Consider the following 19,906-nt stretch of genomic DNA (forward strand, 5'->3'; position numbering starts at 1 on the left):
TCGACCTAATATAAAAACAATTATTTTATTCCTCATTTTGTTTGGAAATAAACATATCGTATATATACCACTTATATAACAATGTAAACATTCCACAAACTATAGATAAATCCGCTAAATTAAAAGCTGGCCAATACCAATCATCAATATGAAAATATATGAAATCATATACAGCTCCCCAATAAATCCTATCAACTACGTTTCCGATTGCTCCACCAATCATCAGAGAAAACCCAAGGTAAGTTGACTGATCATCAGACTTGTATATCAAGTATGCAAGTATACCAATTATTAGTATTGAAAATGCTGAAAAAAAGAAACCGCCATGCGGTAAAGCGCTACACATTCCAAAACTAATGCCTGAATTCCAAACTTCAACTAGCTTTATAAAGCTAGCGATCTCAATTGATTCTCCCTCATCAATCAATGAGTTTATGTACAATTTGCTCGTTTGGTCAATCAATACTATAATTAATATAACAATTAAGCATAACTTTTTCATAAATTTGCCTTTAACCTATAAATTTTAAGTATATCATAATTTATCTGTTTTGTTAACTCCTCAATACTATGGAATTTTTTTTCTGACCTTATGAATTTTAAAAGTTGTATATTAACTTTATGATTATATAAGTCTTCATCAAAATCGAATATGTGCATTTCTATTATAGGCTTTTTCAGATCCTTAAATGTAGGTCTCATACCAATATTGACTACTCCATATAACCAGTTTGGGTTATTATAAGAAAACATCACTTTAGCGTAATATGTACCAAATTTTGGTTTTATCATGCAATCTTCTATAGGAATATTTATGGTTGGGAATCCTATTTCTCTACCTCTACACGCACCCTTTGTCACAACACCAGAAACTTGATAAGGTCTACCAAGTAATTTATTAGCAATGTCTATTTCACCTTTCTGTACATACTCTCTGATTGAAGAAGAAGAGCAAATTTTGCCGTCAATTATTAATGGCTCTAATTTAGTCAAAGAGTATCCATATGTTTCAGAATATTTCTCTAGAGTTAATATATCACCCAATCGTTTATGACCAAAAGTACAATTTTCTCCGACAATTATGTGTTTAGCGCCATATTTATCTATTAAAATCTCACTGATAAAGTCATCGCAGCTAACCTCAGAAAAACCTCTACTAAAATTAATAATATACAAGTAATCTATACCATAGCTGCTGATTAGTTCCTTTTTTTGTTCTTGGTCTATTAACCTAAAATTGTTTCTACCAAATAAAACAGTTGATGGGTGAGGCTCAAAAGTTAAAACTGCAGAGGGTAATCCTCTTTCTTGTGCTACCTTCTTTAGAGTGGAAATTGCAAATTCATGTCCTAAATGAATGCCATCGAAATTTCCGAAGGTTAGTGCTATATTATTTTCTATCCCTTGCTCACAATTATAAATAATTTTCATACAATTTGATGTTTTTACATGTTTCTTATATATAATAACTATATTTTAGCAAGCTACGGAGATAAATTGTGAAAAATACTAAAGGAAAAGTTATAATATATGTAAAGCATCACTGCCCATTCTGCAAAAAAGCAAAAGAGTTACTGGATAAAAAAGGGGTGAAATATGAAGAAATCGATGTGCTCAAAAACTCAGATCTATTTAACGACATAAAATCAAAGTATAACGTTAGAACAGTTCCACAGATCTTTATTAACGATAAGCACATTGGGGGGTGTGACAAATTGATGGATCTTGAAAAAGAAGGAAAGTTGGATGATATGCTAAATAATAATGACAATCACACTGATGTCACAACCTACACAAACAGCAATGATGAATGTGGAGAGTGTGTTATACCACATGATGATTTTATGTAACTTTTTATCTTGTTTTGTCGTGTAATACGTAAATGAAAACTAGTATGCTCACTTTAAACAATTCTTAATGAATTAAAAATACAATTCATTTAGTGAGTTTTTTTAGTGGGAAAAAATGACAAAAAATATTTCAATTATTAGCAGAAACTTAATTAGTATCGAATTAGTTAACAAACAAGATTTAGAGAATTTCATCAAGATTTTCACAGTGCTTGATAAACATATAGCAGCTAAAACACTTTTTACAGAAGAAGTGAGAATAGAGTATAAACAGCACAACGGCGGAGAAGTTGTTGAATTGCTAAAAGATACAGACTTTACATATCATGAGGTTGAAAATGTATTGAACCACCTGAGTAAACATGAAATGAAGGTGCCCAGCAGTGTTATAGCACATACCCTTTTTGCTGCATACAATCACGCACTTGAATCTAAGAATGTAGCATTTTCTTTTTCTGAAGGCTCTCCACAATTTAACATCAGAGTAAATAAGAATACCTTTATAATAACTCCTATGAGTGAAGAGAATTTGGAATTGAATTCACAAAATAGCAGAACGCTTATAGAGTCATTAAAGAGCGAAAAAAGTATTTATGATTGTATAGTAGAGGAAAATACTATTAAAGTTATAGTGCATTCTGAAATACATCAAGCTATAAATTTGATTATAAAATCACTGATAAAGTCCCGCCTTTTAGCAAAAGAGGAAGAAGGAAAATTCAAAGAGAAATTGAGACAACTTGCTTTTAAGGATCAAGCTTTTGTTGAGTATTCTAGCATCAGAACCATCAATAGGTATCCACATAATCATCCTCTGAGGAAGCATGAAAGTGTTACTAAGGATATAGAAAATATTTTATGTGATTTCATAGCAAATGAGAACAGCGAGTTTGCTATAGAACGGTTAAATAGGCTGAGCTCAGCAGTTTCTCCGGATACTCCAAGAATCATCACTAAAACTATAGATAAACTTGTTAAGTTTCACTAAGGTATACGAGAGCCAATAGATTTCTTGTATTACCTTTTGTCATCCAAGTAGCCAAGCTACTTGGTTCTTTTTTTGGTTCCAGCACTATGTACATAGCTGTACAAACATTGTAGCCGTTATTCAGTAGCCCTCAGAAACGAAAAAACTTACTTGACACCCTTCGCCAGCCCCCTTATCATGGTACTGAAGGTATTCAGTTATCTTCATCTGTGCAGATTAAACAGCAAAAAAACAACGTACTTGGCGTCTTATTTTTAATTTTTCGCACTATGTGCACCTTATGTCTTCACAACATTTCTAGCTATATAAGCCGAAACGCGCTTACAAAGCGTTTAAGACAGTAGAGAACGCCAATTTGCAGGATTAGAAAGTGACAACTAGCTAACACGGGGTTTCTTTTGCCTTTTTTTCTGCTTAGTAAATTTCTTAAACATTTAAACAAAGGTGAGTTGCATTTAAAAGCAGCTAAATTGCAGTGTTTAAGACTTAAAAAACGCCAATACTGAAAATAGACAATGACTAAGGCTTCTTTTGCCTTTTTTTTCGTTTGGTAAATTTCTTAAACATTTATGGCTAAACGACAACCGTCATCCCGCTACGTGTTAGCGGCTAAGAGATACCGCGGCGGTATGACGGTTCGCGGTGGCATGACGATAACCTCGTCATCCCGCTACTTGTTAGCGCCGCGGCGGTATGATGTCTTCCTTGGATCAGCTATAGATTACCTGATCTCACCATCTTTCCAATCACTTTATACATAATTCTCGGATTTTGAAAACTTACTTTGAGTGAATTGCTCATATTCTTTATCCTCTAGTTCTTCAAAAATCTCAGGATAATGTTCACTGGAACGAGTAATTATTGAAATTAGCTCTTGCTTTGTTTTTTTAAGTAAAAACCTTTCAAAGAGAGTCTGTTCATCTGGGCGCGCAGACGACCGATACTCCTCTCTGTCAAGATCAATCAAAGCAAAACCTGTTGCAGCCATATGCTTACATGGACCAAAGTAACAGAATGCAGGGCAGGAACATGTTCCACTGAAAAGAGGACCATCGTGCTTTAGTGTTACTCGATATACATTTGATCCAACTACCTTTGATTTAGCTTGAGATTCATTAACAGATATAATCTGTACCTTTCCTTTGTTAAAATAATCTCTTCCGCTAGAGAGGTAGGGTTCTTTGATAAGACCTGTGATATCTTTATAATACAGTCTCATTTTTGCCTCCTTATTTCATATATAAAGCCCTCAATTTTCTAATATATCCTTTCTTCCATAAAAATTTATTAACCCACCACAACTTTTATATGGCCCTGCGGACAACTTTATAGTGCTATAGCTAACTCAAGAAAGGTTTCCCTACGTCATACCGCGATTCATTCCACAACTGTACGAACGTTGTAGTTTGGGCCACCAGTGGGGTGTCATCCCAGTGCCCAGACACTGGGATCCAGCTTCTATGCAACTTAATTAAAAACGTTTGTTTTAGCGTAAGACAACTACCTTTAGCTCATCAGCTCAGTTATAAGCAAAATTCCTGGATTCCAGTGTCAAGCACTGGAATGACACCATTTGCTGTGCAATTTACCTTCAAAAATGAATGTTCGTACAGCTATGGATTCATTCGCGGTATCTCAGCATAGATTCCGCTAACGAGTAGCGGAATGACGAATTTGTTGTTTTTCAAATTGTAGGTAAACCTAAGCCACTTTAGCTATATATAATAGAATTTCGCTTTCTACTATCTTTCCAATCGCTTTATACATAATTCTCGAATTTTGAAAATTTGCTCCATGTTATACGGTATGGTTGGGTTACTGATCAGCCAGCTCTCAATAAATTGTTTATGCTTTTCTATTTTATAGCTTCCAAGGTGTTCTGGCTCAATTTTTTCTTCCTCTGTCAGTTTTAATAACATGTTATTTCCTGGAAAAGTTATGTCAATAATTCGGCTTTCGTAACGAAGATAGCAATGCATTTCTGGAATGTGTAGTAAGTTATACTCATTTAGAATTGCAGAAGCTTTCGGAGTGTTCACTTTATTCATCATAAAGACAGCTATGTGTAGCGTTATGTCGATTTCACATTCGCAACCTAACTTATAAATCAGAGCATGTTTTGTACTACACGTTCCTCGTCTTTCATTGAATACTGATATACAATCTGTGCGGTCAAAATTGCGTCCATAAGGCAGCTCATGTACATATTCTAATGCTTCACGTAACGTAATAATATCCAAATTTAAAAAGAGATTCGATATAGGCTTATGATTAGATAAATATATTTGATTTAAGTCATTCATATCATCATTATCTAATTTCTCACTTGTATAAAATTTGTTTTCTTACTTCGAGACCTAATCTACCACAACTTTAATATGGCGCTTCTTTCCTGCAGATAATTTTATAAATGGCTGACCTTTAAAGCTCTCGAAATTTATTATATAGTTAACGTCATTTATAATATTATCATTAACTTTGCACCCGTTGCCCTGTATTAAACGCTTTGCTGCGCCTTTTGAAGGTTCAAAACCGGTGTCACGCAGTAGGTTTACTAAGGATATGCCGCTTGCAACTTGTGCTTTTTTTATGATGTAATCAGGAAGTAGTGAGCTATCTTCATTCTCAAAAGCAGAGACTGCAGCAGATAGTGCAAGTTCCGCTTCTTTGTCACCATGACATATTTTTGTCACCTCTGTTGCTAAAACTTTTTTTGCTTCATTTATTTCCTGATCTTTTAAGGATTCTAACTTTTTGATCTCATCAATTGACACATCAGTGAGCAATCTCAAAAAACGTCCAACATCTTGATCATCAACGTTGCGAAAATATTGCCAGTAGTCGTAAGGCTTTAGCATATTATCATCAAGCCACACTGCTCCACTTTCAGTTTTGCCCATTTTTACCCCTTGAGCATTCAATAAAAGAGGGGCAGTAAGGCCAAACAGCTCAGGTAAATTCAACTTTTTTCCAAGCTCAATTCCGTTTACTATATTTCCCCACTGGTCTGACCCTCCAATCTGCAGACGACAGCCATGCTTTTTATTCAACTCAACAAAATCATAAGCCTGCAATAGCATGTAATTAAATTCCAGAAAGCTTAAGGTTTGCTCTCTATCCAGCCTGGTTTTCACACTATCAAAACTTAGCATACGATTTACAGAAAAATAAGCTCCTATATCACGCAAAAAATCTATGTATTTTATGTTATCCAACCAATCTGCGTTATTTACTATCATTGCACCAGTCTTGCTGTCATTAAAAGACACCATTTTCTCTAATATTCTCCTTATGCTGGATGTATTTTGATTGATGTTCTCTACGGGCAAGATGCTTCTTGCTTTATCTTTGAAGGATGGGTCACCAATTTTTGTTGTGCCACCTCCAAGTAAGACTATCGGCTTATAACCAAATTTCTGCAGGTGACGGAGCATCATAATCTGAATTAGGTGACCAGCATGAAGACTTGGTGCTGTGCAATCAAACCCAATGTATGCGACTATATGATTATTTTCGGATAATAGCTGATCTAACTCTTCAATATTTGTACATTGGTATAGGTACCCTCTTTCTTGGATAAAATTTAAAAACTCGGACTTGTGTTTCATTTTATAAACCCCAGTCTATCCTGTCATTAATGCCGAAGGTAACCCTAATAGGGAAAGATGTCATCCAAGTAGCCAACACTGGGATCCAGAAAACTTAATTATAAACAAGCACACTATACAACGTTTTCGATGAAATTGCATGAAAAACTGGATTCCAGTGTCAGCTACTTTCATGACACCACTACCTGTGCAGGAGTTGCCTTCAAAATTACAACGTTTGTGCAGTTGTGCACCAGCTATCCAGGCAATCAGTTCCATAACTCTTCTATTTTATAATACTCCCTTACTTCTGACCTGAATATGTGAACCATTATGCCTTGAAAATTCAAAATCACCCAATTGCCTTCATCCATACCTTCTACATCTATTTTATCATGTCGCTCGAGACTTTTTATTACGTGTTCAGCTAACGCTTTCACATGGCGACTTGAATCACCAGATGCAATAATCATATATTTTGCAATAATGGTTCTATTCTGCACATCGAGAGTAACTATATCGTGACCTTTATTTTGATCTATTATACTTACAATCATGCTTTTTATTGATTCTGTATCACTGGATACATTAGTCATCATCTTAAATTATTTAATTTACTTATAATTATACACTCAAAATCTCTAAATATGAACTATTTTCAACGCGACTGTTCGTTAAAAAGGTATTACCTGCATCTATTTTATCATCATGTTTTTAGCATGTACAATGATATACTTTTATATATAATTGAAAATAGCTTTCTACTAGTATTCATTATGGACAAGACTCTCATCTACTTAATCGGCTTTCCAGGCAGTGGTAAGTTTACTACTGCAAAGGAACTGTGTAAAATCATTGATGCAGTAATAGTAAGCAATAATCTATTCAATAATATTATATTTGATATTGTTAAATTGCAGGATGCTGAAGTTCCAGATGAACTATGGGAAAAAATTTTTGCAGTTAGGGAAAATATATTAGCAATACTAGAAAAACACTACATAAAATCAAAACATTATATATTTACAAATGAATTGATAGAGGGTGACCCCTATGATCAGAGAATATACAACTCTGTGGTAAATTTAAGTAAAAAAATGGATATGGAAATTCTTCCTGTAGTGTTACATTGTAATGACGAAGAACTAGCAAGGCGTATTCACTCAAAGAAGAGATGCCGGAAAAATAAAATTATTGATTCGGATTTTGTTATGAAAAGAATTGAAGGGAAAAGGCTATTTATACCGGAAGGTACACTTGAAATTGATAACTCAAACTTAAGTGCAAAGGAAGTTGCAAAGAAAATTGTTGAAGAGATGAAGGAAGAAAAAAATGGAAAATTAATTAAAACTTCTGTAACAAATCATTTAAAAACAGAGCGTACTCGTGGTTGAGCAGAAAGATAAGTATCGTCCTTGTGTTGGCATAATGCTATTTAACAGACAAGGACATGCCTTTATTGGAAAACGCTTTGATAGCGACTCTTACTGGCAGATGCCACAAGGAGGTGTTGATGATGGTGAGGAACTGGAACAAGCAGCGTTACGTGAGTTGCTAGAGGAAGTTGGTACTAATAAAGTAAAGGTTATAACTAAAAGCAAGGATTGGATATACTACAACTTGCCTGAAGAAGTTATACCAAAGTGCTGGAATGGGAAATATTCTGGTCAAAAGCAAAGGTGGTTCTTAATGAAATTTTATGGAGAGGATAAGGATATTGATATTAATTATACTGATCATCCAGAGTTCAAAGAGTGGCGTTGGCAAAGTATAGATGATTTAGTAGCCAATGCTATATCATTTAAAAAAGAAGTTTATAAGACAGTGATAGAAGAGTTTTCTTCTATAATAAAAACCTCTATTATTGAGTAAAATTTACAATAAGCTCATGATAGTAGATTCTCATTGCCACTTGATTTATTTTTCCGATGATGAAATACCAAAAGTAATTTCAAGGGCAGAGCAAAATGGTGTAAAAATTTTGCATAACATATGCGTAAGCATTGATGATATCCCTAAATTATTAAAAATTTCTTCATCCTACGATCAAGTCTACTTCTCTGTTGGTATACATCCACTTGATGCTGCTATAGAAAACGGTGAGTGTATACATGCTGATGAATTAGTTGAATTTACTAAGAATCAAAAGGTAATTAGTATCGGTGAAACCGGGTTAGATTTTTATAAATCTGACAACAAAGACAATCAGAAAAAAAGTTTTGCATCACACATAGAAGCAGCAAGAATAACAGGGTTACCTTTAGTTATTCACACTAGGAGTGCTGATAGTGAGATGATCGATATGTTAAAGTCAGAAATGAAAACCTGTGCTTTTAGTGGAGTAATGCACTGCTTTGCTTCCTCTAAAGAGCTTGCTTATCAATCTATAGATTTAGGGTTATATATTTCATTTTCTGGAATCATTACTTTTAAAAATGCGAGCTTACTCAGAGGAATTGCACAAGGTGTACCACGCGAACGTGTTTTGGTTGAAACTGATGCACCGTATCTATCACCTGAGCCTTACAGAGGAAAAAAGAACGAACCAGCAATGGTAAAATATGTTGTGGATTGTTTGGCAGAGTTATGGAATGAGTCACCCGACAAAGTAGCAGAAATAACTACAAGCAACTTTTTTAGGCTGTTTACGAAACTTGAGCTACAAGGAAGTTCTATAAAACCATTGATTTGCTTATGAGCCTAAATAGTTCTTTCACTGCATTCACAGATTTATCGAACATTTCTCGTTCACTATTATCCATCTTAACTTCTAGGACCTTTTCAACTCCATTTTTTCCAATAATTACAGGAACACCAATAAACAAATCTTTTACACCATATTCACCATTAAGGTAAGCAGCACATGGTAATATACGCCTTTTATCTTTTAAATATGACTCTAACATGCATATAGCTGAAGATGCAGGAGCGTAGTATGCAGATCCAGACTTAAGCAGATCAACTATTTCTTTACCGCCATTGCGAGTGCGTTCAACTATTTCATCAACTTTTTTCTGCGTAATGAGACCCATATCGATAACTTGGGTAAGTGGAATGCCAGCGATAGAAGTGCAATTAATGAGTGGTACCATAGTGTCACCATGTCCTCCAAGCACAAAAGCAGATATATCTTCAACTGAAATATTTAATTCACTTGCAAGAAAATAACGGAAACGGGAAGAATCAAGCACTCCTGCCATTCCAACAACCATATTAGCTGGAAGGTTTGAAAATTTATGCACCACTGAAACCATGGCATCCAAAGGGTTGGTAACCACTATTACAAACGCATTTGGAGAATACTTCTTAATATTTTCACCAACCTCCTTCATTACTTTAGCATTGGTTTGCAGGAGGTCATCCCTGCTCATTCCAGGTTTTCTAGCAATGCCTGCTGTTATGATGATTGCATCAGAATTTTCTATATCTTTGTATTGATTAGTTCCAGTTAAACCAGAATTAAATCCATCAATAGGGGATGATTCTGCTATGTCGAGTGCTTTACCTTGCGGTATTCCATCACTAATATCAAGTAAAACAACATTGCCGAGTTCCCTTAGTGCAATCATATGGGCAAGAGTTCCACCGATATTTCCTGCACCGATTAAAGATATTTTTTTTCTTTGTACTGTCATTTTCTACTCCTTTGTATTTACTTTTATGGTTTTACCTTCCCAAGGCGATAGGCTATCAAGCATACGAAAATCTTGCGATAAATCTATAGGATTATATACAACCTTTTTTGCCTCTATATCGTATCTTACTTCCTCATAACCAGTGAGAGGGAAATCTTTTAACATTGGATGACCTTTGAATCCATAGTCTGTTAGAATCCTACGCAAATCAGGGTGATCAGAGAATTCTATTCCATACATATCAAACACTTCACGCTCAAACCACGAAGCTGTGCTAAATACCTTTGCTATGCTTGGAGGCATATCGCCCTCACATAATTGAAGTTTTATGTGTACTCTAATATTATGCACAATGCTGAGTAAATTGTACACTAACTCAAAGCGCTTTTCTCGATCTGGATAGTCAACCCCAAAAATATCAACTAATAGTTCAAACCTACACTTTTCATCATCACGTAGAAAGGATAGGTGCTTTTCAATTTCATCTAAAGTTGAATATATTACAATAATGCCATCATCTTTTTGAATGCACTCACACTTGGTCTTTTTTTGTATATGCCTTGCAGTTTTATCCATGCTTTATATTCTGAGTTCGTTTTATTTTGTTTTGTAGGCATAGCATTCCATATAGCAACGCCTCAGCGGTTGGTGGGCATCCAGGGACATACACGTCAACTGGCACAATTCTATCACAGCCTCGGACTACTGAATAAGAATAATGGTAATAACCACCACCATTTGCACAACTTCCCATAGAAATAACATACTTCGGGTCTGCCATTTGATCATAAACCTTGCGCAATGCTGCTGCCATTTTATTAGTTAGTGTGCCAGCAACAATCATCACATCTGATTGACGTGGGCTTGCACGAAACATTATGCCATATCTATCAAGATCATAACGGCTGGATGCAGTATGCATCATCTCAACTGCGCAACATGCAAGACCAAATGTCATTGGCCACAATGAACCAGACCTTGCCCAATTCATTACATAATCTATTAAATCACCAAATTTAGTAACAAGAAACCCTTCTTTTTTATAACGACCCCAGTCATCATTAGATAGAATTTGATTTGTCATAAACTACTCCCACTCTAATGCACCTTTACACCATTCATAGATAAAACCTATAGTGAGTATTGCAAGAAATACCATCATAGACCAAAATCCACCATAGCTTATCTTAGATAAAGAAACAGCCCAAGGAAAAAGAAAAGCGATTTCTAAGTCAAATATTATAAATAATATTGAAACTAGGTAAAATTTAATGTCAAAATTTTTTCTTGCACTGGATAGTGGATTGAAGCCACACTCATATGTGGAAAGTTTTTCACCATCTGGCTTACTCACTGCAAGAAACATAGGCAATATACCTAAAGCAAAAGATACTACAATTGATACGCAGATAAAGATTACTATGGTTAGATATTCGCTCATTTAACAAAACATATAACACTATGAGTTTACATGCTTTCCTAACTTTTTACCACCTAAAATATGCACGTGAAAGTGTGGTACAACCTGCTCTCCATTTTCACCGTAGTTAGTGACTAATCTATATCCTGTTTTTTCTAAATTATATTTATGTGCTATTTCTCTGACAATTTTGAAAAAACTTACTATCTCCTCTTCAGAAGCTTTTAGAATAAAATCATCGTATGAAATATATTGATTTTTTGGTATAACTAAAATGTGAACTGGTGCGTCAGGGTACTTATCACGAAAAGCTAGTACATTTTCATTTTCATGTACCTTCTCACAAGGTAACTCACCTCTTAATATTTGAGCAAAGATGTTATTGCTATCATAAACTTCATTGCTCATATTTTAAGAGCGACCTTTCCCTCTTCCTTTATTTCTTTCTACATCAGGCGTAGATAGTGGTTTTATTACTTCACAAGAGGCATCTTCAAAATTCAAAAAAGTACTTCCCAATCCTTCTGCTTGCTTTTTGATATCTCGTTCTGATAACTGCATATTTTTTATAGGAGAAATAGCTTCTTTACTTTTACCAAAAGGAAACTCGTTAGGATTAGTAATGTTAAAAGATTTTACTAATTCATCTGTACTTGTAACAGTTTCTGAAGACTGCCCTGGTGACTTTCCAGTTTGTGCTGGCCCTGGAGTTTTTGATGGTTTGTTCTGGTTATCATATTCTCGATACAATTTTTCTGCAATACCATTCAGCAATTTTAAGTCTGTATGAATTTTAAATTCTCCACCAGTAATTCCTGCAAGCTTCTTAAGGTCTTCGTCAACTTTATTAGCAATTCCTTTAAGAACAAGCTCTTCTATTTCTTTCTTGCTCTTGCCTTTATTATCAGGATTAGTTTTAATAGTGTTAGCTATTTCCTCAACGTTAATTTCAATTACAATTTTGTTTTCTTCTCTAAAAATAGTTACATTTGGCAGGTTTTTCTTTATTTGACCTAATTGTTCATCGTTCAAATAAGGTATATCTCCCGTCAGAGTCCTTGACGCTAAAAAAGCTACCTTTCCTTTCCCTTTCTTTTGCTCTGTTATTTCTACACCAAGATTCTCACTAGCTTGTGTGGTTTCTATAGGTGGGTCATACTCTTCAAGTGGGCTGCCAATAATATAACGCCCGCCATTTTTTATGTCGTGCCACATTTCGCCCCGAGACTTAAACCAGTTTTTTGGCTGTATGGGATATATTATACCCCCAAATAGAGCTCCTATACCTCTACCCAGAAAATTTCCTACTCCCGAAGCTGCATTACCAACTTTAGATTCTTCATTTTGGTCGTTTTTTGGCATACACACCTCCAAGTTACTTTCTACAACTAAATACATTTTAATTATAGACGAAAAAATTTAAACTTCTATATCCATTATAAGATAGAATTATAGGGATTGCAACCATTATTTATACATTGTCTAAAACATGTGGTATTTGCTACTTTATTCAATTTACTTTAAAGAGTACTCTCTAAATTATGTTTAAATGGAATACAAATAATATCATTGATGCAACTGGCGGAAGAGGCGTAAATGGTTGTAATTGGACACATAGCTCAAATATTTCAACGGACACAAGAAGCATAAAAAAAGGTGATTTATTTATTGCACTCAAGGGAAAGAATTTTGATGGCCATAATTTTTTGCATGAAGCGTTTTTAAAAGGGGCTGCCGCTGCAATAGTAAGTGAGGGTAAATATAAAAATTTCCCTCTCATTATTGTACAAGATACCCTGAAAGCTTTGCACGATATGGCATCATACTATATTAGAAATATTCTTGTTGATGCTAAAATTATTGCAATTACAGGCAGTGTCGGGAAAACCACTACAAAGGATATGCTGCACACTGTTTTATCGCAATATGGAGTGTCCCATGCAAACAAAGGTAACTTAAATAATAATATAGGATTGCCTTTGACAATTCTAAAAGCTCCAAAAAACTGCCAGTACTTAATCCTTGAAATGGGAATGAATAAAGCTGGTGAAATAAAAGAATTATCAAAGATTAGTAATCCAAATATTGCAGTTATTACCAACATCGAACCTGCACATACTGAAAATTTTTCATCACTATTTGACGTTGCACAAGCGAAGTTAGAAATTCTATATGGTATGAAAAGTAATGGTACTTTGGTCTTGAACAGAGATAATAAATATTATGATTATCTCTCATCACGCGCCAATAGAAATGTAATAAGCCTCGGTAAAGATAAAAATGCTGAAGTTTGTTTACTAAACTTAATAAGAAACGATGAATCTTCTGTCATTTCAGCACTATCTTCTGTCATCCCAGTGCCCAGACACTGGGATCCAGGAAGTTCAATTGCAAATGAGCATATCAGACGGTTGTATAATAAAGACTGGATTCCAGCGTCACGCGCTGGAATGACATCAAACCGAGTTGCTAATAGATTAAGTTTAAAAATCAGGCTGAGTGATAATCAAATTATAAACTGTAATTTACGTGTACAAGGTGAGCATTTTGCTTATTCGCTACTTGTTGTTGCAGCAGTTGTGCAGAGCCTCGGACTTGATTTATCAAAATTACCACTTGCACTTAAGAATTTTAGTGTAACGAAAGGTAGAGGCAATATTCATAAGGTCAAATACAATAAAAAATATATACATTTAATTGATGACTCCTATAACGCCAGCCCTGCTTCGATGAAAACTGCAATAAAAACTTTGAGTACATATTCTAATCAGAGAAAAGTAGCTTTGCTTGGTGATATGTTGGAACTTGGTGATAAAAGCATAGAATTTCATACAGATTTGGTTAAGATTGTCACAGAAAATAATATAGATAAAATTTATACAGTTGGTAAATTTATGTTAGAATTGCATGAGCTTTTGCCAGATAATATAAGAGGCGCGCATTTTAATGATTCTAATCAATTGAAAAGTGATTTAGCTAACATTATTCAGAATAATGACGCAATTCTAGTTAAAGGCTCACGAAGAATGAAAATGGATCTTATTGTACGGGAATTCATAATAGAATATTAAGCAAAATCATTGTATTAATTTACAGTAACAAATTATTAGGAACTTTAATCGTGACAAAACGTGTAATTATTTTTGGTGGAACGGGGTTTATAGGGAAACACATCGTAAGACGCTTGGCAGCAGAAGGATATTTAATAAAGATATTCACTCGTAATCAGGAAAAAGCTGCTTGTTTAAAATTGTGTGGCAATTTGGGACAAATATCAATATTTAAAGGCGATTTTTTTGATGAAAAATCAGTTCTAGAGGGTATGGAAGAATGTGATGTAGCCATAAACTTAGTGGGAATATTATATGAAGCAAAAAAGCACGATTTTTACGCTGTTCACGTTAAAATAGCTGAAAGGATAGCAAAAGCTGCAAAAATGAAAAATGTACCTATGATGATACATTTTTCCGCTATGGGAATAGAAAATAGCAAGTTGTCAAAATATGCCAAAAGTAAATTGGAAGGTGAAAAAGCTGTAACTTCAGCATTTCAAGAAGCAATAATAATTAGGCCAAGCCTTGTATTTGGTAAAGAAGATAACTTCTTTAATAAATTTGCAAGATTAGCAACTGTTCTTCCTTTTTTGCCGCTAATTGGCAATGGAACGACTAAATTTCAGCCAATATGTGTAACAGACTTAGCTGAAGTGGTATATCGTATTATCAGTTTTAATAAGCAAGACAAGAAAATTTATAACATGGGTGGACCAAAGGTTTACTCTTTCAAAAGCTTATTGAAGTTTATTCTGAATGTTACTAACAGAAAGTGTTTGTTGATCAATGTATCTTTTCCAATGGCAAAGTTAATAGCTTTCTTTTTAGAAAATAAAATTATTTTTATGCTGCTAAAACCAATAACTGGAGATACGAACCCTGTGCTTACTCAAGATCAGGTGAAAGTTATGATGAATAGCTCAATCGAAAAGTCAGCTGACCTTGAAACAATGAAGGTTCGACCATTAGCAATTGAAAATGTGGTGCCAGAATACTTGAAGATTTATAGAAAGTATTGATAGAAGAGTGTGCCCGGTAGGATTCGAACCTACGACCCACAGCTTAGAAGGCTGTTGCTCTATCCAGCTGAGCTACGGGCACACAATATATATAAAATGCTTCTTAGTACAAGTGAAGTCAAGTATTTCGTGTGAATATGATGTTTGTGGTAATATCTTACAACACCTTGTCATTGCAGTTGTGTGTCATGCGCTGCCGAAATTGGATGCGAGAAGTCCATTTATTTTAGAAAATATTATATAGAAAGTTGCTTGACAAACTCCGCCAGCCCCCTTATTATGACAATAAGGGTATTTGTGACTCAAAACTTGTTTTTGACCTGCAGGCTCAATGACAAAATTCAGTAAAAAACTCAGGGTATTTTTTGGCGGATTACATAAAATTATAGCGGCTGCATGTCTTTTTTATTTTTTCTACATTCAGCCAAATCGCGCTTATTTTAAGCGTTAGCACATTATTACAGCGCCACTTACAGTAATATAGAGTCAAAACTCGCACCACGGGGCTTCTTTTGCCTTTTTTTTATTTGGTAAATTTCTTAATGTTTCTAGCTAAAGCAATTTAAGAGACCGAAAATGGTGTCATTCCAGCGCGTGACGCTGGAATCTAGTCTTTATTATGCAGCCACTTGTTTAAAGTTAAGTTTTCTGGATCCAAGTAGTCAAGCTACTCGGATGACACCTTGACGATTTGAAGAATCGTCGTCCCGCTGCTTGTTAGCGGCTAAGAGATACCGTGAATGAATCACGGTATGACGGTTCGCGGTGGTATAGTAATTCGTCATCCCGCAGCGGGATCTATGTCAAGAGATACCGTGACGGTATGACGGTTCGCGATGGTATGACGTAGGACTGCTGTCATTCCAGTCTGGAATCTAGTTCTTATTGTACATTTACTTGGTGTAGAGTTAAGTTTCCTGGATCCCAGTGTTGGCTACTTGGATGACATCATAGGGGCGCTGGAATGACACCCTGACAATCGTCATCCCGCTACTTGTTAGCGGGATCTAGAAATACCGCGGCGGTATGACGGTTCGCGGTGGTATGACGTAGGACTGCTGTCATTCCAGTCTGGAATCTAGTTCTTATTGTACATTTACTTGGTGTAGAGTTAAGTTTCCTGGATCCCAGTGTTGGCTACTTGGATGACATCATAGGGGCGCTGGAATGACACCCTGACAATCGTCATCCCGCTACTTGTTAGCGGGATCTAGAAATACCGCGGCGGTATGACGGTTCGCGGTGGTATGACGTAGGACTGCTGTCATTCCAGTGCTTGACACTGGAATCCAGCTTCTATGCAACCTCATCAAAAACATTCATTTAGTATAAGATCAGCTACTTTCCATGCTAGTTTGCTTATAAACAAGCAAACTTTTCTGGATCCCAGTGACCTTTGTTGTATTGCCAAAGAGATGGGTCGTTGAGCGCTCTTTTGCTTGGTTGGAAAAGTGTAGGCAGTTGTGGAAAAATTGCGAACGTAAACTCAATACCAGCTTGCAAATGATTGTCCTTTCCTTCATTTCTCTCCTATTACGAAGATTTTAAACAGGTTCTTAAGAAAGTTTTAAATTTTTGCAGACCATACCTAACAATAAACAACTTTAGGTTTAAATTTATGAAATCAGTTGTTATATATATCAGCAAATACGAATTTAACTGGTGTTATGGACTTAAATAAATTTACCGAAAAAGCAAAAAGTCTAATTCAAAGTGCTCAGATGAAAGCGTTGGGAGCTGGGCATCAGATTTTTATGCCTGAGCATTTACTCAAAGTGATGCTTGAGGATGAATTAGGTTTAGTTCAGGATTTGATAAACGCTTGTGGTGGAAATGTGCAAAGTATTTCTGATGCTGTGGATAGCGCAATAAAAAAGTTGCCAGTAATTGAAGGTCCAGGAAGTGGGGGCCTTCAACTTTCAAGAGAAATAGCAAAAGTTTTTGAAGATTCAATTGGTATTGCAAAGAGAAATAAAGATTCATTTGTTGCTGTTGAGCGTTTACTGCAGGGCCTCACTGCACAAAAAGATGATACTGTAGGCAAAATTCTGGCAGAGAATGGTGTTACACCGCAAAAATTAAATTCAGTTGTTACAGACATGAGGAAAGGTAGCAGTGCAGACTCGCCAAACAGTGAGGAAAAATTGAACGCGGCTAAGAGATATACAAAGGATATTACAGAGCTTGCTATGCAAGGCAAGCTTGATCCTGTAATTGGTCGTGATGAAGAGATCAGAAGAACTATGCAGGTATCACTGAGGCGGACAAAAAATAATCCAGTGCTGATCGGTGAACCTGGTGTTGGAAAAACTGCAATAGTTGAGGGGCTTGCAAATAGAATCGTTGCAAATGACGTGCCACTTGGTTTGCGTGATGCAAAAGTTTTAGCCCTCGATCTTGGCGCATTAATTGCTGGAACAAAATTTAGAGGAGAATTTGAAGAAAGGTTAAAAGCAGTTATTAATGAGCTTTCGAAAGCGGAGGGAAAAGTTATCTTGTTTATAGATGAGCTTCATACTTTAGTTGGAGCAGGAGCAATAAGTGGTGCAATGGATGCTTCAAATTTGCTAAAGCCTGCTCTTGCGCGTGGAGAAATTCGCTGTATAGGAGCCACAACTTTAGATGAATATCGTCAGCATATAGAAAAAGATCCTGCACTTGCAAGGCGTTTTCAGCCTGTGTTTATCTCTCAACCAACTGAAACTGATACCATTTCAATACTCAGGGGTTTGAAGGAAAGATATGAAGTGCATCATGGTATAAGAATTACAGACGGTGCAATAATTGCTGCTGCAACGTTGTCCAATAGATATATAACAGATAGGTTTTTACCTGATAAAGCAATTGATTTGATTGATGAAGCAGCAAGTAGGGTGAGAATTGAAATGGATAGCAAGCCTGAAGTTATTGATGAACTTGAGAGAAAGGTTATACAGCTAAAGATTGAAGTAGAAGCTCTAAAAAAAGAAAGTGATGAAAATTCTAAACAGCGTTTAAAAAAGATAAATGAAGAGATCGAAAATCTAAACAGTAAATTTGCTGACTTGAACAGCAAATGGCAGATGGAAAAGAATAAAATAGCTAGAATACAAGAAACAGTTGAAAAATTAGATAACGCCAGAAAAGAGCTGGAATTGGCTCAGCGGAGTGGAAATTTAGGAAAAGCAGGAGAGCTGATGTATGGTGTGATCCCTCAGCTTGAGAATGAATTAAAAAATCAGGAAAAGGTTACTGATAGTTTCTTAAAGAAAGAAGTGACTGGAGATGATATTGCAAACATTGTTTCAAAGTGGACAGGAATTCCAGTTGATAACATGATGCACAGCGAAAAGGAAAAACTTCTTAACATGGAGAATGAAATAGGAAGAAGAGTAATAGGGCAAAAAGGCGCGATAGAAGCAATAAGTAATGCAGTTAGGCGCTCTCGCTCTGGTGTGCAAGATACTAATCGACCTTTCGGTTCATTTTTATTCTTAGGCCCAACCGGGGTTGGAAAAACAGAACTGGCAAAAGCCCTTGCTGAATTTCTGTTTGACGATCAATCAGCGCTTTTGCGTTTTGATATGTCAGAATATATGGAAAAACATTCTGTTTCAAAGCTAATTGGCGCGCCTCCAGGGTATGTTGGCTATGAGCAAGGTGGCAGATTAACCGAAGCAGTAAGAAGAAGGCCATATCAGGTTATTCTGTTTGATGAAATAGAGAAGGCAAATCCAGATATATTTAATCTATTGCTGCAAATCTTGGATGAGGGTAGACTCACTGATAGTCATGGCAAATTAGTTGATTTTCGCAACACCATACTGATCTTAACTTCTAACCTTGGTGCAGAGATAATGCTTAAGGGAGTTACAGAAAATGAGACTCTACCTCCTGTCATCCAAGTAGCTGACACTGGGATCCAGATGCAGATTCCAGCTTCACGCGCTGGAATGACATCGGAAGGAGGAGTTGCTAACTCTGTAAAAAGCGAAGTGATGCAAATAGTTAAATCAGCATTTCGTCCAGAATTTTTAAACAGGCTGGATGAAATTATTATATTCCACAGTTTAACCAGAGATGACATCTATAAAATTATAGATGTTCAATTTTCTTATTTACAAAAAACACTTGCTAAGCGTAAACTGAGTATAAGTTTGTCGCAGGAAGCTAAAGAACTAATAGCACAAACTGGCTATGACCCTGAATATGGAGCAAGGCCCCTAAAAAGGGTTATACAAGAGTGTATTCAAAATAATTTAGCTAAATTAGTTTTATCAGGGGAAGTAGTAGAAAATGATGAGCTAATAGTGTACGCTCTTGATAATGAAATCTTAGTTAAAAAGGTTTAAGTTCACTGTGTATTTTTGTTAAA

Annotated in this window: 22 protein-coding genes, 1 tRNA gene and 1 pseudogene; 10 read left to right on the forward strand and 14 right to left on the reverse strand. The window is 35.6% G+C overall.

Annotation, left to right across the window (positions count from 1 at the left end; genetic code table 11):
• Positions 1–25 precede the first annotated feature (25 nt).
• Positions 26–502: a signal peptidase II gene (gene lspA / locus AAGD68_RS04705; RefSeq protein ID WP_096617753.1), complete on the reverse strand. Its 477-nt coding sequence runs from the start codon at positions 500–502 to the stop codon at positions 26–28.
• On the reverse strand, positions 499–1,431 hold the full coding sequence (gene ribF, locus AAGD68_RS04710) for a riboflavin biosynthesis protein RibF (RefSeq protein ID WP_264687999.1): 933 nt from the start codon (positions 1,429–1,431) through the stop codon (positions 499–501). Before ribF ends, lspA begins: the two co-directional genes overlap by 4 nt.
• A gap of 68 nt (positions 1,432–1,499) precedes the next feature.
• On the opposite strand from ribF, the gene grxC reads away from it, so the two are divergent.
• Together grxC and AAGD68_RS04720 are read left to right on the forward strand one after the other, a co-directional pair.
• Complete coding sequence (grxC, locus tag AAGD68_RS04715; RefSeq protein WP_164224674.1) at positions 1,500–1,850, forward strand: glutaredoxin 3; 351 nt, start codon at positions 1,500–1,502, stop codon at positions 1,848–1,850.
• Positions 1,851–1,965: 115 nt separating this feature from the next.
• Positions 1,966–2,838 carry a hypothetical protein gene (locus AAGD68_RS04720; protein WP_264688001.1) on the forward strand — a complete coding sequence of 291 codons (873 nt, stop codon included), beginning with the start codon at positions 1,966–1,968 and terminating at the stop codon, positions 2,836–2,838.
• Between the two features lie 751 nt (positions 2,839–3,589).
• Here AAGD68_RS04720 and AAGD68_RS04725 read toward each other — a convergent pair.
• Positions 3,590–4,057 (reverse strand): SWIM zinc finger domain-containing protein, encoded by a 468-nt coding sequence (locus tag AAGD68_RS04725; RefSeq protein WP_253309578.1) that lies wholly within the window; start codon positions 4,055–4,057, stop codon positions 3,590–3,592.
• A 203-nt stretch (positions 4,058–4,260) separates the two neighbouring features.
• On the opposite strand from AAGD68_RS04725, the gene AAGD68_RS04730 reads away from it, so the two are divergent.
• Positions 4,261–4,482 (forward strand): hypothetical protein, encoded by a 222-nt coding sequence (locus tag AAGD68_RS04730; protein ID WP_264688003.1) that lies wholly within the window; start codon positions 4,261–4,263, stop codon positions 4,480–4,482.
• Positions 4,483–4,580: 98 nt separating this feature from the next.
• Here the strand turns inward: AAGD68_RS04730 and AAGD68_RS04735 are convergent, their stop codons facing one another.
• The 4 genes from AAGD68_RS04735 to rsfS are packed head-to-tail and all read right to left on the reverse strand — an operon-like array spanning position 4,581 to position 7,021.
• Entirely contained in the window at positions 4,581–5,141 is a 561-nt protein-coding gene (locus AAGD68_RS04735) for a hypothetical protein (protein ID WP_253307172.1), read from the reverse strand.
• A gap of 54 nt (positions 5,142–5,195) precedes the next feature.
• Positions 5,196–6,446 (reverse strand): tyrosine--tRNA ligase, encoded by a 1,251-nt coding sequence (tyrS, locus tag AAGD68_RS04740; RefSeq protein WP_253307173.1) that lies wholly within the window; start codon positions 6,444–6,446, stop codon positions 5,196–5,198.
• 60 nt (positions 6,447–6,506) lie between these two features.
• Positions 6,507–6,704, reverse strand: coding sequence for a hypothetical protein (locus tag AAGD68_RS04745; RefSeq protein WP_265017553.1), 198 nt, complete (start codon positions 6,702–6,704; stop codon positions 6,507–6,509).
• A complete protein-coding gene (gene rsfS / locus AAGD68_RS04750) occupies positions 6,695–7,021 on the reverse strand; it encodes a ribosome silencing factor (RefSeq protein ID WP_253309997.1) in 327 nt (108 codons plus the stop codon). Before rsfS ends, AAGD68_RS04745 begins: the two co-directional genes overlap by 10 nt.
• Before the next feature lie 180 nt (positions 7,022–7,201).
• On the opposite strand from rsfS, the gene AAGD68_RS04755 reads away from it, so the two are divergent.
• The 3 genes from AAGD68_RS04755 to AAGD68_RS04765 are packed head-to-tail and all read left to right on the forward strand — an operon-like array spanning position 7,202 to position 9,123.
• Entirely contained in the window at positions 7,202–7,819 is a 618-nt protein-coding gene (locus tag AAGD68_RS04755) for an AAA family ATPase (protein ID WP_341814151.1), read from the forward strand.
• The gene (locus AAGD68_RS04760) at positions 7,812–8,297 is read left to right on the forward strand and encodes an RNA pyrophosphohydrolase (RefSeq protein ID WP_253307175.1); all 486 of its coding nucleotides are present in this window, start codon (positions 7,812–7,814) and stop codon (positions 8,295–8,297) included. The genes AAGD68_RS04755 and AAGD68_RS04760 overlap by 8 nt, the downstream gene beginning before the upstream one ends.
• Positions 8,298–8,313: 16 nt before the next feature.
• Entirely contained in the window at positions 8,314–9,123 is an 810-nt protein-coding gene (locus AAGD68_RS04765; RefSeq protein WP_253307176.1) for a TatD family hydrolase, read from the forward strand.
• Here AAGD68_RS04765 and mdh read toward each other — a convergent pair.
• From mdh to AAGD68_RS04795, 6 genes are read right to left on the reverse strand one after another with little or no spacing between them, the layout of a single operon-like run.
• Positions 9,098–10,060, reverse strand: coding sequence for a malate dehydrogenase (gene mdh, locus AAGD68_RS04770; RefSeq protein ID WP_253307177.1), 963 nt, complete (start codon positions 10,058–10,060; stop codon positions 9,098–9,100). The genes AAGD68_RS04765 and mdh overlap by 26 nt on opposite strands.
• Positions 10,061–10,063: 3 nt before the next feature.
• The gene (locus AAGD68_RS04775) at positions 10,064–10,636 is read right to left on the reverse strand and encodes an NADH-quinone oxidoreductase subunit C (RefSeq protein ID WP_253307178.1); all 573 of its coding nucleotides are present in this window, start codon (positions 10,634–10,636) and stop codon (positions 10,064–10,066) included.
• The gene (locus tag AAGD68_RS04780; RefSeq protein WP_164224545.1) at positions 10,629–11,144 is read right to left on the reverse strand and encodes a NuoB/complex I 20 kDa subunit family protein; all 516 of its coding nucleotides are present in this window, start codon (positions 11,142–11,144) and stop codon (positions 10,629–10,631) included. The genes AAGD68_RS04775 and AAGD68_RS04780 overlap by 8 nt, the downstream gene beginning before the upstream one ends.
• 3 nt (positions 11,145–11,147) lie before the next feature.
• On the reverse strand, positions 11,148–11,501 hold the full coding sequence (locus AAGD68_RS04785) for an NADH-quinone oxidoreductase subunit A (RefSeq protein WP_006279576.1): 354 nt from the start codon (positions 11,499–11,501) through the stop codon (positions 11,148–11,150).
• 18 nt (positions 11,502–11,519) lie between these two features.
• On the reverse strand, positions 11,520–11,888 hold the full coding sequence (locus AAGD68_RS04790; protein ID WP_164224547.1) for an HIT domain-containing protein: 369 nt from the start codon (positions 11,886–11,888) through the stop codon (positions 11,520–11,522).
• Between the two features lie 3 nt (positions 11,889–11,891).
• Entirely contained in the window at positions 11,892–12,842 is a 951-nt protein-coding gene (locus tag AAGD68_RS04795; RefSeq protein WP_264688007.1) for a hypothetical protein, read from the reverse strand.
• 179 nt (positions 12,843–13,021) lie between these two features.
• Between AAGD68_RS04795 and AAGD68_RS04800 the strand changes: the two genes are divergently transcribed.
• On the forward strand, positions 13,022–14,551 hold the full coding sequence (locus AAGD68_RS04800) for a UDP-N-acetylmuramoyl-tripeptide--D-alanyl-D-alanine ligase (RefSeq protein WP_253307181.1): 1,530 nt from the start codon (positions 13,022–13,024) through the stop codon (positions 14,549–14,551).
• 50 nt (positions 14,552–14,601) lie between these two features.
• Entirely contained in the window at positions 14,602–15,552 is a 951-nt protein-coding gene (locus tag AAGD68_RS04805; RefSeq protein WP_265045072.1) for a complex I NDUFA9 subunit family protein, read from the forward strand.
• 8 nt (positions 15,553–15,560) lie between these two features.
• Here the strand turns inward: AAGD68_RS04805 and AAGD68_RS04810 are convergent.
• Positions 15,561–15,634 (reverse strand) — tRNA-Arg (locus tag AAGD68_RS04810).
• A gap of 1,310 nt (positions 15,635–16,944) precedes the next feature.
• Here AAGD68_RS04810 and AAGD68_RS04815 point away from each other — a divergent pair.
• Positions 16,945–17,100, forward strand: a pseudogene (locus AAGD68_RS04815) (transposase); the annotation flags it as partial.
• Between the two features lie 119 nt (positions 17,101–17,219).
• A complete protein-coding gene (gene clpB, locus AAGD68_RS04820; RefSeq protein ID WP_341814152.1) occupies positions 17,220–19,883 on the forward strand; it encodes an ATP-dependent chaperone ClpB in 2,664 nt (887 codons plus the stop codon).
• The last annotated feature ends 23 nt before the right edge of the window (positions 19,884–19,906 follow it).

Origin of the sequence: Wolbachia endosymbiont (group A) of Machimus atricapillus (genome assembly GCF_964027095.1) — a bacterium.
Lineage (GTDB): Bacteria > Pseudomonadota > Alphaproteobacteria > Rickettsiales > Anaplasmataceae > Wolbachia.